Below are 13,277 nucleotides of genomic sequence, written 5' to 3' on the forward strand. Positions count from 1 at the left end.
TATAGTGTGTCCATGCCTCAGCAGGCGGTATTTGGACTATATACATATATTATGCACTAAGTTTAAGCTGATGGCTTAAGACTTTTTTCATGTTTTTTAAAGCTTGTCTTATACGCTTTTCATTTTCTACCAAAGCAAACCTAACATATCCTTCTCCCATTTCGCCAAAACCCACCCCGGGAGATACAGCCACTTTAGCTTCTTTTAGTAAGTACATTGAAAAATCCAAAGAATTCATATTAAGAGAAGAAGGTATCTTGGCCCAGACAAACATACCAGCTTTTGGCGGTTTTACATGCCATCCCATATCGTTTAGACCTTTTATCAACACATCCCTTCTTTTTTTATAAATATCCCTATTTTTTTCTACAAAAGAGTAATCTCCATCCAAAGCTTTTATAGAAGCCACTTGAATAGGTGTAAAAAGACCATAGTCTAAGTAGCTTTTAAGATGAACAAGGTTCTTGACAAGTATTTCGTTGCCTACCATAAAAGCTACCCGCCAACCAGCCATTGAAAAGCCCTTAGACATCGAGTAAAGCTCTACAGCTATATCTTTGGCCCCTTCCACTTGGAGGATAGAAGGAGGTGTATATCCATCATAACCAAGATCAGCATAAGCAAAGTCGTGTATAAGCCATATATCTCTTGATTTTGCAAAAGCTACAACCTCTTTGAAAAACTCAAGACTAACAGTAGCCGTTGTGGGATTATGGGGAAAGTTAAGCACTATAGCTACCGGCTTTTTTAAACTATTTTTAACTAAATTAAAAAGATTTTCAAGGTATTTGTTTTCAAAATCTTCTGAATCTGGTTCTTCTATATTTATGCTTATGACGTTACCTCCACTTATAATGGGTGCATAATAGTGTATAGGGTATGTGGGATTGCTTACTACTATACTGTCCCCTGGCGATAACATAGCAAGCATAAGATGAGAATAACCTTCTTTTGCCCCCATTGTCATTACAACTTCTCTATCTTTGTCTAAATCTACATCGTATCTTTTTTTATAAAAACTCGCTATTGCCCTTCTTAGACCTGGTATACCTTTTGATGCCGAATAACCATGCACATCTGGCTTTTTGGCAGTCTCACAGAGTTTTTCTATAACATCTTGATTTGGGGGTAAATCTGGGTTTCCCATACCCAAGTCTATAACGTCTTCATTGTTTTTTCTCATGTTTGTTTTTAACTCGTTTACCACAGCGAACACATATGGCGGTAAACTTTTAATACGCGGAAACATCCAATTATCCATCCTCGTTCTCCTCTTCTAACTCTTTGCATCTTATGCACATACTTGTGACGGGTCTTGCTTTTAACCTTTCGTAAGGTATTTCTGCTCCGCATACTTCACAATACCCGTATGTACCATTCTCTATCCTAGCCAGCGTATATTCAATCTTTTTAAGTAATTTCGTTTCTCTATCAGTAGTCCTATATCTTAAAAGCCTAGAACCTTCAAGGCCTCCTCTATCTAGCTCGTCCCCGCCTGAAAAAGTAACGTCTTCTACATCGTCTATTTGTTTTTCAAGTCTTTCTATTATCATATTTTTTTGCTCTATTAGCATATTTTTAAGTTCATTCAACTGCTCTTCTGTCAGCATATATAATAATATAATGTATTTTTATCTAAAAAGCTATTAAATTTGTTCACGAATAAGCATGTCTTTTTCTTCATTTTCTACAACTTTATCAGTATAATCAAACATTTCTCCACTTAGATTCTCTAGCTTATTTAACATATCTAAAAGCTGTTCTTTATAATTAAATAGATCCTCACCTTTGTTTATTTTAGACACAATATCATAAACAAGATTATGAAATTCCTTATGAAGCTCACCGATGATATTAAAGTCGTTATACTTTCTAAATCTATTTGCATTTTCTGAGTTATACCATAGACCGCATTCACAGCTGTTTTCATCTTTATAATCAAAAGTTAGTTTGTTGATGTATACCGATGTAAAGGTTTGATGTTTGAAGATTATATGGCTTATCTTTTTAGAAAGCATACCGGCTACGTCTGATAAATATAAAACAAGGTTTGCGCTATATTCAGCGGATTTATCAAATTCTTCTATCACATCTTTTAATTTATCTATTGACTTTGTAGAAAGTGATGCACTTTTTATCATCTCATCAATGCGGCTGCTAGCTTCTTTATTATACACTTGAAGTTCTGTAATAACTTTTGCAATATCATCCGTAGCTTTCTGAGTTTTTGTGGAGAGTTTTCTTACTTCATCCGCTACCACCGCAAAGCCTCTTCCCTGTTCACCAGCACGGGCTGCTTCTATGGCAGCATTTAAAGACAGCATATTTGTTTGGTCGGCAATCTCTCTTATAACACTCAATATCTTGGTTATACTTTCTGTTTTAGATACAAGAGTCTGTATGGAGTCATTTGAATTTTTAATATCTTCTAAAATATTTTGTAAATCCTTTACCACATCCTCTACATCTTTAGTGGCGTCTTTTGACAGCTGAGAGGTCTGGGCACTTTGATCTTTTATTACGTTTAACTTATTAAATATATTCTTTATATCTTTTTCTATTAACTTTAGGTTAGAAGATATTCCTCCACCTATTTTAGAAAGTTGTTGAGAAAAGTTTGCTCTTTCCATAAATCTTTCGTTTTCTTCTATTAAATTTAAAAGCTCTTTAAACCCCTTGGCTACCTCAGAAAAACTACCTTTGAATATAGACTCATCTATTTTTACATCGGTATTTTTACTAGATGCGGCTTTTATTATATTTGTTAAATCTACGATAAAGCTTTCTATTTGATTTAGTAAATTGTTAACGCTTTCTCTTAAGAGCTCTAATTCTCCAGCATCATGAGTGGTTATTCTATTTGTTAGCTCACCATTAGAAGCTTCTTTTAATACGTTGGCAGTGTCTTTTATAAACGATTGGACTTTCCTTATATTTACAAAAATAAACCATGCTGCTAAGAAGTTAAAAATATTTAAAACCCTTGCTACATCAAATAAACCATATTGGTAAATCTCTACTATCAAAGATATAGCAAATATTACTATAGATAGTATGTTAGCATACTGAATCTTTTCAAGCGATGATAACCTTTTCATAAAAATATTATATCATAAAAAATTTTACTTTCCTAAAGTAGGAAACGCTAACTGTATTCCTTTTATAATAAACTGCATAGCCAAAGACATCAGAAGTATCCCCATAAGCCTTGATAAGATGTTTATACCAATTTTACCAAGTATTTTGACTATTTTATCTACGCTTTTAAAAACTAAAAACACTCCTATACAGGCCACTAAAATACTCAAAATCAACAAGACATGGTAAAATACGCTACGGTAAGAGGACGCTATTGTTATAACAGTACTAATAGCACCAGGTCCTGCTAAGAGTGGTATCGCTATGGGTACTATAGCTATATTTTCTTTTTGTTCAGCCTCTTCAAGCTCTTGATTGGAAGCCCTTTCTCTATGGGGCTGGCCAAATATCATATTTATAGATACAAACGATAGTATGATACCACCGCCTATTTGAAAAGCTCCAAGACCTATACCAAATATTTCGAACAAAAGATCGCCAAACAACACAAAAAATATCAAAGTAAGACCCGCGTATATGGAAGATGTTCTTATTACATAAGATCTATCCTCCTTTGTATAGCCTTTTGTGAGGCTTACAAGCACCGGCAAAGCACCAAAGGGATTTAGGATAGCAAAAATAGATATGCTAAATTTTATTATAAAATAAATTATGTCAATTGCCTGCTTTCTGTCCATTTTAGTTTATTGTAAGCTATTATATGTAAAAACATAAGTATAAGATAGGTAAACGCCATTTTTGTATAAGTAGAAGAAACATTTATATGTAAATGGTGTATCGGCAAATATTTTATTAAAAGCAAAGTATAAACAACATCCAACAAGAGTACTGCTAAAAACAGCTTTTTGTTCATTTTCCTCAAAAACATCGCTATCGCAAAAATGGGAAATATGTATATGTAAGGATGGTATTTTACTACAAAATCAAAAAAAACATCGGCTTTTCTAACACTTACTAAGATACTAAGTACAAGCCCCACCATACTGTATAGTATACCCATTGGATAAAACTTGTTGGTTTTTCCTTTTAGGCTTTTAACGTGAATAAAAATAAGTAAAACAGGTATCACATACAAAAGCAAAAACAGATATCCCGTATCGTAAGATGACACCTTGATGTAATTTATAACATCATGTCTTATACTCTTTGTAAAAGCCTCAAACAAGGCAAATATTGAAAACAACATGGATATAGCCGGGATGATATATACTTTAGGTTTCATTGTTTTGTCCTTTTTTAGAAAGTAAATAATAAAACGTTGGTACATAAACCAAGCTTAAAAACGTACCTAAAAGAAGTCCACCTATAGCCACTGCTGCCAAAGGAGCAAGTCTTTCAAGTCCTATAGCCCATTCTAAGGCTATTGGTATCATACCCACTGCTGTACCAAAGGCTGTCATCAAAACAGGCCTTGTCCTTAGTCTTATACTTTCTGATATGGCTTGTTTTAAATCCATACCCTCTTTTTGACGCTCTTGGATAAAATCTATAAGAAGCATTGAGTTTTTAACTATTATGCTTCCTAAAAGCACAAAACCCATAATAGCTGGCAATGAGCCATGTTTATCCATAATAAGAAGTGCCCAAGCACCGCCTATTGCACCAAGAGGTATTGCAAGTATGATAGCAAGAGGGGATCTCCAAGAACCAAACACAGGCACAAGCACCAGATAAAGAAGCACTATGCCTATACCTATGGCTTTTGCCATTCTACCCATAGAATCGCTCATCATGGATATATCTCCCGTTTGTTCCATTTTTACATCTGGTGGGAGTTTTATGTGTAGTTTCTTAAATTCTCTGTCAAAACTATCCATTATATGAGTGATTGGATATGTAGATCTATAACCATAAAGATCAAGGGTATATTCCATAGCTTGTCTTGTGATAACGGTGGGTTGATGACTTACTACAAAATGTCCAAAAGCTTCCAATGGTATAAATCCATCTGGTGTTTTTATAGGATAAGTTTTAAACTTAAAAAGCTTGTCCCTATCTTGAGGATAGGATATAACCCTTATGAGATATCCAGTTTGATTTGGTATTGTGAAAACAGATGAAACCACACCGCTAAGCCCTTGAGCCACCTGCGATGCTACGGCAAAAGGAGTAGTATGATAAAATGCACATTTTTGCTTATCTATCTTAAAATCATATTCCAAAGCGTTCATATCCCAAGATCTTGAGTAGGATTTTAGACCTTTGGTATGGGCAAGTACTTTCATAATCTCATTACCCGATTCGTTTAGAGCGCTCAAAGATGGGCTAAAAAGTGTTACATCGAGGTTAGCGGTTATAGAAGAAACTGCTGTAGCGCCATAATCATAAACATCCGCATACTCAACATCCGGAAGCGTATGTATAAAATTTCTTATCTCATCTTCAAGTTGCCACAAAGTTTTTGTCCTTTTGAAGCGATTTATAAAATGAATAGTCATTGAAGCTTGGTAAGGCGTACCACCACCCACTGTAAAAACACCTGGTTCTGTACCTATGGCTATGGATGTGGTTTTTGTAACGTATCTGCCGTCTGATTTTAAGCTATATATGTATTTTTCTATCTTGGCGGTTTCTTCATCTACTTTGTATATAGATGTGTTTGGATAAAATGTTACTTTTGCTAGAGCAATACCAGTATCCATAGGCGGCATAAGATCTCTTCCTTCTAAAGGTAAGATATCTCTTAAACTTACAACAAAAAGAAGCACTCCCAAAATCATAAAAACCCTCATAGCCATTTTGTTGTTTATCATAAGAGCGTTCCAGCTTATATAAAAGCTTTTAAGAGGGTTTAGTATTTTTTCTACAACGTTGTTTATAAATGTCTCAAAGGGTAGTTTTTTACCTTCAGATTTTAAAAACCTAATACTAACAATAGGTATAAACGTTATAGAAACAATATAAGAAACAAGCACCGCTATTATAAGCGTTCCAGCCAAAGGTCTAAATATACGTTCAGGATAGCTTCCTACAAACAAAAGTGGCAAAAGCACTATAGACGTAGCCAAAGTCCCGGCAAACACCACAAGCATAACCTCTTTGGTACCATCGATTGCCGCTTGTATTGGGCCTTTATTAAGCTCTACATAATGCCTTTCTATATTTTCAAGTATAACTATAGCATCATCTACAAGCATGCCAAGTGCAAGGATTATAGCTGTAAGGGTAACTAAGTTAAACTCTATACCCAGTATCCACATAATACCTATGGTACCAGCGTAAACAAAAGGTATTGACATAGCTGAGATCAAAGTCATCCTAAGATCTGCTAAGAATATAAATATCACCAAAGATGTAAATATAATTGCATCTCTCAGAGCTTCAAACATGTTGTCGTTTGATAACTCTATTAGTCTTTTTTGAGAATCAGCTACTTGTATGTTTAGTTCTGGAAACTCGTTTCTTAATTTTGGCAAAAGCTTATAAACCGCATCTATAGTGGTAAGAGCAGCTCCTCCGTAAGGCCTTTGTATAGCTAGGGCTATAGCCTGATGCCTGTTGGCTCTATACATGGATCTTGGATCTTGGATAGCGTATTTGACGGTGGCGATATCTTTTAGGGCTATATTGGGTGTTATGTATATGTTCTCAATTTGATTTAAGCTCTTGGCTTCAGTTTTTAGCTTAAATACATATTGGGAGTTTTTGTTTAATATAATACCCATGGGGACATCTTTATTGGCAAACTTAACAGCATCTATAACATCTGAAACGCTTAGATGATAAGAGGCAAGTTTTATGGGGTCTATTTCTACATCTATCTCTTTTTGATAACCCCCAAACACATCCACGTTTGATACGACACCTGTTCTAAGAAGAGAGGGTTTTAGATAGTTATCTGCTATATACCTTACGTCTGCAAGAGATAAGTTTGCACCCTTTTTAGGCCATACGCCTAATACTACCACCGGTGGGGTGTAAGAGGTGATGGGATATATGGCTGGTTCTTGAATATCTGAAGGAAGTAAGCTTCTTATCTTTGTGATGGAGTTTGCCACGTCTGTTTCTGCTTGGCCTATGCTTTTACCGTAATGAAACTCTGCAGTGACCACAGAAAGCCCATCCTGAGAAGCAGAAAACACCCTTCTTACTCCGTCTATAGTATAAAGCTCTCTTTCTATCACAGAACTAACATGATCGGCTACATATTTGGAAGAAGCACCGGGTTCTATAGTCACTACTGCCACCTGAGGCCTGTTGGAAGGTGGAAACAAATCCCTTGGGAGCTCAAAATATCCAACGATCCCAAGAAAAAGAGCCACTATAAGAGTAGCAAAAACTACGTGGGGCTTTTTTATATAGTAGTTTATCATTTTGAGCCCTCTGTTAGAACCTTTTGTCCTTCTTGGATAGATAGCATCTCAGATCTATTTGCTATACCAAGTCTTACATTTGGAGGTATATCTTTTGTACAAAAATACTCGTCGTTTCTTGCAATGGGTGTAAAAGCTGCCCAATGGACTTTGTTGTTTATTATCTCAAGAGCATAATAGCCTTTTGATGTATGATTTACTGCATTTTTTGGTATAAGAGCAGCGCTACACTGACCTTTTGTAAGCTCTGTTTTTATATACATATCTGGGATTGCACCTATGGTGTTTTTGTCTAAATATAGTTTTATGCTTATCATATTGTTTTGGGCTTTTGGTATGATGGTTTCTACTGTGGCATTTTGAGTTTTTCCATTTAGTTTTATGGTTTCTACATCACCTACTTTTACATAATTTACAAAGTCTTGTGGCACATCCACATAAACCTCATACTTACCATCGGTGCCTTCCAAATCAATGATTGGTTTTCCGGGGATCGCTAAATTTCCTTCTTTTAAATAGCGCTTTGATACCACACCATCAAAAGGAGCTACAATGGTTGTATACTTTAGATCATCTTCTAAACCCTTTATTTGATTGCCAATGCCCATCATCGTCTGTGAGAGCCCTTCTATTTGATTTATAGTAGCCTCATATTGGGACTTTGCCTCTTGATACAAGTCTTGGGATTTTTCAAAAGCCTCTTCTGATATAGCATCGTGATGATAAAGCACCGTGTCTCTTTCATATATCTTTTTTTGGTTTTGGTATTTGGTTTTTAAAGCTCTTAGGTTTCTTTTTAAAGCCTCTTGTTGAAAAGCTATAGATGCTTGGTTATTTCTCAAAGCGTTTATATTAGAAACTATATTTGAGTTGTCTAATTTTACCAACAAATCTCCTTTTTTAACTTTTGTGCCTTCTTTAGCCACATAGAGGATATAAGCGCTCACCCTCGATGCTATACTTGCCTCGTTTTTGGGTTCAAATCTACCCAAAAATGTTTCTTTATCAGCTATTGTTCCCTCTTGTGTCGTTGCCGTTTTTAATACGATAGGATATGCCTTTGCCGCTTTTTCATTTTCTATATACTCTTTTCTTTTTATAAAAGCGTAAATAGCCAAAACTATTACAAGAATAGCTATAACAATACCAACTGCTTTAGCTTTCATAACTTCTCTCCTAACACGTAATCCATATATTTTTGCATGAGATAAAGGGTATATTTATTTTTATACATATTTGCAAGTGTGTTGTAGAAGTTTGCTATCGCCAAAAGAGTATCATACATATCCCCAGCACCAGTTTTATACTTTAGTTCTTCTATCTTCATCACCTCTTCTGCGTAAGCAAGCGCTTTTTGAGAAGCTCTTAAGTTTTCTTTTGCGGAGTTTAATTTTGAATAAGCATCTACCACCTCTTTTCTTATATCAAGGGCGGTTTGATCGTAGTCTTTTTTTGTATTTAGGTATTCTTTGTGAGTTGATAGTATATCAAAATACCTTTTCCCAAAATCAAATATTGGCATAGATGCCATAAGGTTATAACTCCATTGGGGCTCTTCGGCACCACCACCTATGATTTTTGAATATGTGTAGTTAAAATAAATATTTGGTAGATATGAACTTTTGGACAGGAAAAGCTTTCTTTTGGCAATATATTCGTTTTCTTTTGCCACTTTTAGCTCATATCTGTTTTTTAGGGCTATATTTATAAGTTGTTCTAAATTTCCAAAATGCTCTTCTTTGTACTTGATAGGTTCAAAATGCCAATCTATAGATTTTAAACCTGTTAGCGTGTTTAAAGATGCTTTTACAGAGTCTATATCGTCTTTTATGGATTTTATACTGGCTTTAGTTAGAGCTAACTCGTATTGAACTTTCATCAAATCCACCGGTGCAAACTTTCCAAGCTTTACTCCCAAAGACACATCTTGATAAAACTTTTCTAAGGCTTTTAGCCTTTCCTGTTGAGCCATGAGATCTTTTTTTAGGATAATGCCGTTTATATATAAAGAGTATACGTTGAAAACGATTTGTCTTTTGGTGAGTTTATAGTTGTACCTTGCTATATTGCGTGCTAAATCAGATATTTTTATATTTTCTAAAAGCTTAAAACCAGTAAACAAAGGGATTGTATAAGACAAAGACAATGTAGTCAAATTGTAAGCGCTTGGGGGTATTGAACTTGGTGAAATTGGAAGCGTTACTACAAAGGGTATGAGATACCTTGGGGTGTTAAATTTTGATGTATCGGCGTTTAGATCTACCTCACCAAGTTTTGACACTATGGCTTTTTTGCGCTCTTGCTCTTTTATATAGATGTTGTTTTTGGCTTTTTGGATAAAGGTGTTGTGCTTTAGACTAAGATCTATAGCCTCTTTTAGGCTCAAAGAAAACCCGTTTACACTTAAGATAAGACCAGATATAAAAATTTTAAGTTTCAAGTTCATACAAAAAATCTTTTACCTTTTGTTTTATGATGTCTCTAACGTTTCTAAAAACGTTTATATCGTTTGTTTTGGCTGGGTCTTCTAAACCCCAGTGAAGATGCTTAACTCCTGGTATGTTTGGGCAAGCCTCTTCACCGCAAAGCGTGATATATATATCAAGGTCTTTTAGAGGTATATCTTCCAAGGCTTTTGGGTATTGAGAACTTATATCTATCCCATCTTCTTTCATTACCTCTATGGCCAAAGGATGTATTTGATCTTTTGGGTTCATCCCAGCGGAGTATATGTTGTGTTTGGATTTTAAATCCTTTAGAAAATGCTTTGCATAGCCCTCTGCCATTTGGCTTCTACAAGAGTTTCCCACGCATATAAAAGCTATGTTCATGATCTTGGCCCCTCCTCTATACTACAAGATAAATAATCTATGTCAACATTTACAGATTCTATTATGATATCTTTTAAAAGCTCCAAAACTTGGTTTTCTTTGTTTATTGAATAATAAACCCATTTGCCTTGTTTTCTAGCTTTTAACAAAGAAGCATCTTTTAAAATCCTAAGATGAAAAGAGATATTTGGCTGAGACATGTTAAAATGCTTCATGAAACTACATACGCATATCTCTTCTTCTTTTAGTAGCATACTTACTATCTCAAGCCTTATATCATCAGAAAGCGCATAAAATATGCGCCTTAGCTCTTCTTTTGTCATTTTACTATTACCTTGGATTTTTCCATAGAAGCTTTTATATCCTCTTCTGTCAAATCGCCTTTTATCTCTATGCTAAGCTTGCCGTTTTCTTTCTTAAAATCCATAAAACTAACCTTAGCTTTAACTTCATCGCTCATACACTCACATCTTCCTGCTTTGCAGTTTTCCACTATTTGCTCTACTTTGCTTGGATCCACATCTTCTACTATATCTATTTTAACACCTTCTTGGGTTTGTTTTACTTCGCTTACGTCTTTTAGCTTTTTACCTTCCATAAACATTACCTCCTTTTAGGTTAGTATTTATTATATAAAAAATTTTTTATATATGCAATGAGTTTTCTCATAGTGATTTTATACCTTTTAATGTTAAGATATAACCACAAGGAGATGGCGTTCTCCTTTAAGCGCCTCCTTCAAAAGAGGCTGATAACGCCTACAAGCTCTAAGATATTTTAGGAGGTTTTATGAACTATCCTGCATCGCTTGTAGGCGGCATTGAAGCTTTGATAAGACATATCTTCGTAGGTTTTGACCAAAAAGATGTGTCCAATTTTTTCTCTGGTACGTTTCCAATAAATATTTCTGAAGCTTTCGCAATTAATATATGGAGGGGTATATAAAGATGGAAAAAGCTATTGAAAAATCTGTAGAATATGTGATGTCTAAGCTGTGTAGCGATGGCGGGTATTCGTTTTATAGGCATATATATTTGGAAGAATCAAACATTTACGATACTTACTATGCCATAAGAACGCTCATAATGTTTGGTAAAAGTATATCTGATAAAACTATCCGATATATCCTAAACTCATTTTTAGAGGCTGATACACTTGAAAAATATTATTATTCTATTAGATGTATTGAGCTTTTAAAAGAAGATCCTAGAACATATAGAAAAGACGTTGAGCTACGCTTTGAGATATCCACTAAACAATTAGAAGATATAAACTTAGAACTTTTAAGGATACTGATGTTTAAAAGGATATCAGCATACTACGATATAGGATACTCTGAAGAAAAAACCAAGCATTTTATAAGCTCTATAGATAAATCAGATATAAAAACGGTTTCTTTAATATATGCAATAACAAGTAATTTGGAAAAAGATATAGACCCTTATTTTGACAAGGATTTAGGCATAGTGCCAATCCCTAACTTAAAATATACAAACATTTCAACTCTTTATGCAGGTTATTGGCTTTTAAAAGCTCTAAACAGAGAATTAAAGTACATTTCAAAAGCAAAAGAGTTTGTACTTATGACCCAGGACAAATACGGTGCTTTTTCAGAAACCAAAGAAGCACTACCAGATTTAAGATCAAACTACTGCGGTATTTTCATATTGAACCTATGAATAAAGAAATATAGAAAGTAGAATGATGATAATAAATATTTTAGGCAAAAGACGAGTGCAAAAATTTTTGATAGGCTCAAGTGAGGCTTTATCTTGTGTAAGAAAAATAAAATGAGGAGGTTATAAATGTTAGAATCTTTAATTCAGGAGGTTAGTAAAAAGTTAGAAGAAGGACTATGCGTCGAGCTTCCAGACGGTAGAGTTCTCGGTAGTGGTAATTGCAAAGTTAAAGTCAAAGATAAGAATGTTATATTAAACATACTAAAAGATCCTGAAATGGGCTTTGGAGAGGCATATATGAAAGGAGCCATAGAGATAGATGGAGATATTGAGAGATTTTTAGTGGCCTGCCTTAATTATCTTGAAGAAAATAAACAAGAGAAAAATTTTAGAAATAGTTTATTTAGAAATATTCTTAAATATACCGGACTTCTGAAGTTTACTGAGGAAAAGGAAGTAAGAAGTCATTATGATCTTGGCAACGACTTTTATAAGCTTTGGCTTGATGATTCTATGACATATTCTTGTGCTTTTTTTACAGATGCACATCAGAGTTTAGAGATGGCGCAAAAGGAAAAAAGGAAGATTATATATGGGAAACTGCAACTTACCGATGGGGATAAATTATTGGATATAGGCTGTGGTTGGGGTGCCATAATTCTTGAAGTATCAAAACTATACAACATAGAAGCTGTAGGTATAACGGTTTCAAAAAACCAATACGATTATGTAAAATCAAAGATAGAAAACAATGGACTAAGTAGTAGAACAAGAGTTTATCTAATGCACTATGAAGATCTACCAAGCCTTGGAGAGAAGTTTAACAAAATAGTTTCGGTAGGTATGTTTGAGCATGTAGGTAAAGGAAGACATAAAGACTTCTTTAAAATAGTACACAATACTATTGAAGAAAAAGGCCTTTTCCTCCTTCACACCATAGGAAAGGTTTTGCCAGAAAGCCAGAGCAAGTGGATAAGAAAGTACATATTTCCCGGAGGATATTTACCTGCACTTACCGAAATAATCGAAGCAACCAAAGGGTCAGAATTCAACCTTATAGATATAGATGATTGGAGACTCCATTATTACAAGACGCTTCAAGAGTGGAGAAAAAGATTTTATAAGCATGCCGAAGAAGTTGTGAAAAAAAATGGCGAGGAGTTCTTCCGCATGTGGGACCTTTACTTAATAGGTTCTGCGGTATCGTTCCTGACCGGTTCCAATCATCTTTTTCAAATTCTTTTTTCTAAAGGTGTACTTAATGAATACCCTGTTATAAAAAGACAATTCCTTAGCCCTATAACTATTAATAAATTAAGCTATGATTATTCATATTGAACCTATGAATAAAGGAA

14 protein-coding genes and 1 riboswitch are annotated in these 13,277 nt (G+C 34.6%); of the genes, 3 read left to right on the plus strand and 11 right to left on the minus strand.

The genetic code is table 11. The features are described from left to right. Window positions 1-49: 49 nt before the first annotated feature. The 11 genes from HY04AAS1_RS02855 to HY04AAS1_RS02905 are packed head-to-tail and all read right to left on the minus strand — an operon-like array spanning window position 50 to window position 10,841. The gene (locus tag HY04AAS1_RS02855; RefSeq protein WP_012513610.1) at window positions 50-1,261 is read right to left on the minus strand and encodes an aminotransferase class I/II-fold pyridoxal phosphate-dependent enzyme; all 1,212 of its coding nucleotides are present in this window, start codon (window positions 1,259-1,261) and stop codon (window positions 50-52) included. Beyond that, on the minus strand, window positions 1,254-1,610 hold the full coding sequence (locus HY04AAS1_RS02860; protein ID WP_012513611.1) for a TraR/DksA C4-type zinc finger protein: 357 nt from the start codon (window positions 1,608-1,610) through the stop codon (window positions 1,254-1,256). Before HY04AAS1_RS02860 ends, HY04AAS1_RS02855 begins: the two co-directional genes overlap by 8 nt. Window positions 1,611-1,646: 36 nt before the next feature. After that, the gene (locus HY04AAS1_RS02865) at window positions 1,647-3,098 is read right to left on the minus strand and encodes a methyl-accepting chemotaxis protein (protein WP_012513612.1); all 1,452 of its coding nucleotides are present in this window, start codon (window positions 3,096-3,098) and stop codon (window positions 1,647-1,649) included. A 24-nt stretch (window positions 3,099-3,122) separates the two neighbouring features. Next, entirely contained in the window at window positions 3,123-3,776 is a 654-nt protein-coding gene (locus tag HY04AAS1_RS02870) for a MarC family protein (protein WP_012513613.1), read from the minus strand. Further along, a complete protein-coding gene (locus tag HY04AAS1_RS02875) occupies window positions 3,749-4,321 on the minus strand; it encodes a hypothetical protein (protein ID WP_012513614.1) in 573 nt (190 codons plus the stop codon). The genes HY04AAS1_RS02870 and HY04AAS1_RS02875 overlap by 28 nt, the downstream gene beginning before the upstream one ends. Then, window positions 4,311-7,412: an efflux RND transporter permease subunit gene (locus HY04AAS1_RS02880; RefSeq protein WP_012513615.1), complete on the minus strand. Its 3,102-nt coding sequence runs from the start codon at window positions 7,410-7,412 to the stop codon at window positions 4,311-4,313. Before HY04AAS1_RS02880 ends, HY04AAS1_RS02875 begins: the two co-directional genes overlap by 11 nt. Then, entirely contained in the window at window positions 7,409-8,578 is a 1,170-nt protein-coding gene (locus HY04AAS1_RS02885; protein WP_012513616.1) for an efflux RND transporter periplasmic adaptor subunit, read from the minus strand. The genes HY04AAS1_RS02880 and HY04AAS1_RS02885 overlap by 4 nt, the downstream gene beginning before the upstream one ends. Continuing rightward, a complete protein-coding gene (locus HY04AAS1_RS02890; RefSeq protein WP_012513617.1) occupies window positions 8,575-9,858 on the minus strand; it encodes a TolC family protein in 1,284 nt (427 codons plus the stop codon). Before HY04AAS1_RS02890 ends, HY04AAS1_RS02885 begins: the two co-directional genes overlap by 4 nt. After that, window positions 9,842-10,243, minus strand: a complete 402-nt coding sequence (locus HY04AAS1_RS02895) for an arsenate reductase ArsC (RefSeq protein ID WP_012513618.1) — start codon at window positions 10,241-10,243, stop codon at window positions 9,842-9,844. Before HY04AAS1_RS02895 ends, HY04AAS1_RS02890 begins: the two co-directional genes overlap by 17 nt. Continuing rightward, entirely contained in the window at window positions 10,240-10,566 is a 327-nt protein-coding gene (locus HY04AAS1_RS02900; RefSeq protein WP_012513619.1) for a metalloregulator ArsR/SmtB family transcription factor, read from the minus strand. The genes HY04AAS1_RS02895 and HY04AAS1_RS02900 overlap by 4 nt, the downstream gene beginning before the upstream one ends. Further along, window positions 10,563-10,841: a hypothetical protein gene (locus HY04AAS1_RS02905; RefSeq protein ID WP_012513620.1), complete on the minus strand. Its 279-nt coding sequence runs from the start codon at window positions 10,839-10,841 to the stop codon at window positions 10,563-10,565. Before HY04AAS1_RS02905 ends, HY04AAS1_RS02900 begins: the two co-directional genes overlap by 4 nt. 101 nt (window positions 10,842-10,942) lie before the next feature. Beyond that, window positions 10,943-11,011, plus strand: a riboswitch (Fluoride riboswitch). 21 nt (window positions 11,012-11,032) lie between these two features. Between HY04AAS1_RS02905 and HY04AAS1_RS08420 the strand changes: the two genes are divergently transcribed. From HY04AAS1_RS08420 to HY04AAS1_RS02915, 3 genes are all read left to right on the plus strand, one after another. Further along, window positions 11,033-11,188, plus strand: a complete 156-nt coding sequence (locus tag HY04AAS1_RS08420; protein WP_012513621.1) for a hypothetical protein — start codon at window positions 11,033-11,035, stop codon at window positions 11,186-11,188. 2 nt (window positions 11,189-11,190) lie between these two features. Then, a complete protein-coding gene (locus HY04AAS1_RS02910; protein WP_012513622.1) occupies window positions 11,191-11,922 on the plus strand; it encodes a prenyltransferase/squalene oxidase repeat-containing protein in 732 nt (243 codons plus the stop codon). A gap of 126 nt (window positions 11,923-12,048) precedes the next feature. Beyond that, the gene (locus HY04AAS1_RS02915) at window positions 12,049-13,260 is read left to right on the plus strand and encodes a class I SAM-dependent methyltransferase (RefSeq protein ID WP_012513623.1); all 1,212 of its coding nucleotides are present in this window, start codon (window positions 12,049-12,051) and stop codon (window positions 13,258-13,260) included. The last annotated feature ends 17 nt before the right edge of the window (window positions 13,261-13,277 follow it).

It is taken from the genome of Hydrogenobaculum sp. Y04AAS1, assembly GCF_000020785.1.
Classification (GTDB): domain Bacteria; phylum Aquificota; class Aquificia; order Aquificales; family Aquificaceae; genus Hydrogenobaculum.

Coding starts and splice junctions, on each gene's coding strand:
- HY04AAS1_RS02905 (WP_012513620.1), bottom strand. CDS start 10,841: ATGGAAGGTAAAAAGCTAAAAGACGTAAGCGAAGTAAAACAAACCCAA.
- HY04AAS1_RS02895 (WP_012513618.1), bottom strand. CDS start 10,243: ATGAACATAGCTTTTATATGCGTGGGAAACTCTTGTAGAAGCCAAATG.
- HY04AAS1_RS08420 (WP_012513621.1), top strand. CDS start 11,033: ATGAACTATCCTGCATCGCTTGTAGGCGGCATTGAAGCTTTGATAAGA.
- HY04AAS1_RS02910 (WP_012513622.1), top strand. CDS start 11,191: ATGGAAAAAGCTATTGAAAAATCTGTAGAATATGTGATGTCTAAGCTG.
- HY04AAS1_RS02860 (WP_012513611.1), bottom strand. CDS start 1,610: ATGCTGACAGAAGAGCAGTTGAATGAACTTAAAAATATGCTAATAGAG.
- HY04AAS1_RS02865 (WP_012513612.1), bottom strand. CDS start 3,098: ATGAAAAGGTTATCATCGCTTGAAAAGATTCAGTATGCTAACATACTA.
- HY04AAS1_RS02875 (WP_012513614.1), bottom strand. CDS start 4,321: ATGAAACCTAAAGTATATATCATCCCGGCTATATCCATGTTGTTTTCA.
- HY04AAS1_RS02900 (WP_012513619.1), bottom strand. CDS start 10,566: ATGACAAAAGAAGAGCTAAGGCGCATATTTTATGCGCTTTCTGATGAT.
- HY04AAS1_RS02870 (WP_012513613.1), bottom strand. CDS start 3,776: ATGGACAGAAAGCAGGCAATTGACATAATTTATTTTATAATAAAATTT.
- HY04AAS1_RS02880 (WP_012513615.1), bottom strand. CDS start 7,412: ATGATAAACTACTATATAAAAAAGCCCCACGTAGTTTTTGCTACTCTT.
- HY04AAS1_RS02890 (WP_012513617.1), bottom strand. CDS start 9,858: ATGAACTTGAAACTTAAAATTTTTATATCTGGTCTTATCTTAAGTGTA.
- HY04AAS1_RS02855 (WP_012513610.1), bottom strand. CDS start 1,261: ATGGATAATTGGATGTTTCCGCGTATTAAAAGTTTACCGCCATATGTG.
- HY04AAS1_RS02915 (WP_012513623.1), top strand. CDS start 12,049: ATGTTAGAATCTTTAATTCAGGAGGTTAGTAAAAAGTTAGAAGAAGGA.
- HY04AAS1_RS02885 (WP_012513616.1), bottom strand. CDS start 8,578: ATGAAAGCTAAAGCAGTTGGTATTGTTATAGCTATTCTTGTAATAGTT.